The following is a 1,883-nucleotide window of genomic DNA, read 5'->3' on the forward strand; positions in this document are numbered from 1 at the left end:
CGTACTCCCACGGCGCCGTGGGGTCGGACATCTTCGGTTCGGGCTTCTCGGTCGACCTGGTCGTGCACCCCGGCGCCGGGGCCTACATCTGCGGCGAGGAGACGGCGCTGCTCGACTCACTGGAGGGCCGCCGTGGCCAACCCCGGCTGCGGCCGCCGTTCCCCGCGGTCGCCGGGCTCTACGCCAGCCCCACCGTGATCAACAACGCCGAGTCGATCGCCACGGTGCCCAGCATCATCACCAACGGCGCGGACTGGTTCGCCGGCCTCGGCACCGAGAAGTCCAACGGGGTGGGCATCTTCTCGCTCTCCGGTCACGTCACCCGGCCGGGCCAGTACGAGGCACCGCTGGGCATCACCCTGCGTGAGCTGATCGACCTGGCCGGCGGCGTCCGGGAGGGGCACGAGCTCAAGTTCTGGACTCCCGGCGGCTCCTCGACGCCGCTGTTCACCGCGGAGCATCTCGACGTACCGCTCGACTTCGAGTCGGTCGCCGCGGCCGGCTCCATGCTCGGCACCCGCGCGCTGCAGATCTTCGACGAGACGGTCTGCGTGGTCCGGGCGGTGCTGCGCTGGACGGAGTTCTACAAGCACGAGTCGTGCGGCAAGTGCACGCCGTGTCGCGAGGGCACCTACTGGCTCGTGCAGGTGCTGTCCCGGCTGGAGAACGGCCAGGGCAGCGAGGCCGACCTCGACCTGCTGCTGGACCAGTGCGACAACATCCTGGGCCGGGCGTTCTGCGCCCTTGGCGACGGTGCGACCTCGCCGATCACCTCGAGCATCACGTACTTCCGCCAGGAGTACGTCGACCACCTCACCCATGGCGGCTGCCCCTTCGACCGGGCCGCCTCGACGCTGTTCGGAGGTGTCCCGGCATGAGCGAGGTCTCGACAGGCTCGACCAACGACGTGGAGAAGACCGTCACCCTCACCATCGACGGCATCGAGGTCACCGTGCCCGAGGGCACCCTGGTGATCCGGGCCGCAGAGCGGATCGGCGTCCAGATCCCGCGGTTCTGCGACCACCCGCTGCTCGAACCGGTCGGTGCTTGCCGGCAGTGCCTGGTCGACATCCCGGACGCGGGCAACGGCCGGGGCTTCCCCAAGCCGCAGGCCTCGTGCACCATTCCGGTCGCGCAGGGCATGGTGGTCGAGACCAACAATGCCACCGCCAGCAAGGCGCAGCAGGGGATCATGGAGTTCCTGTTGGTCAACCATCCGCTGGACTGCCCGGTCTGCGACAAGGGCGGCGAGTGCCCGCTGCAGAACCAGGCGATGTCCAACGGCCGCGGTGAGACCCGCTTCTGGGAGTCGGGCGGGGTCAAGCGCACTTTCCCCAAGCCGATCAACCTCTCGGCCAACATCCTGCTCGACCGCGAGCGCTGCATCGTGTGCCAGCGCTGCACCCGCTTCGCGGCCGAGATCCCCGGCGACCCGGGCATCTCGTTGATCGAGCGCGGCGCGCAGCAGCAGATCGGCATCGCGGAGGGCCGGGACTTCTCGTCGTACTTCTCCGGCAACGTCATCCAGATCTGCCCCGTCGGGGCGCTCACCTCGGCCGAGTACCGCTTCCGCTCCCGCCCCTTCGACCTGGTCTCCACGCCGTCGGTCGCCGAGCACGACGCCTGCGGCGCCGCGATCCGGGTCGACCACCGCCGCGGCAAGGTGATGCGACGGCTGGCCGGCAACGACCCCGAGGTCAACGAGGAGTGGATCACCGACAAGGACCGCTTCGGGCACCGGTACGCCGACCAGCCCGACCGGCTGCGCTACCCGATGGTCCGCGACCTCGACGACCCCGAGGGCGGCCTGCGGCCGGCCTCCTGGCTGGAGGCGTTCGAGCTGGCCGCCCGCGGGCTGGCCGCGGCCGGCGCGGTCGGCGTGC

2 protein-coding genes are annotated in these 1,883 nt (G+C 70.5%); both read left to right on the top strand.

What is annotated here, in order from left to right; all coding sequences use genetic code 11:
* A partial coding sequence (locus VHA72_RS01065; RefSeq protein WP_325572592.1) for a complex I 51 kDa subunit family protein occupies positions 1-878 on the top strand: 878 nt, incomplete at its 5' end.
* Positions 875-1,883, top strand: a 1,009-nt coding sequence (locus VHA72_RS01070) for a 2Fe-2S iron-sulfur cluster-binding protein (RefSeq protein WP_325572593.1), incomplete at its 3' end; no start/stop codon positions are given. The genes VHA72_RS01065 and VHA72_RS01070, both read left to right, overlap by 4 nt.

The sequence above is a fragment of the Nocardioides sp. genome, assembly GCF_035547795.1.
GTDB lineage: Bacteria > Actinomycetota > Actinomycetes > Propionibacteriales > Nocardioidaceae > Nocardioides.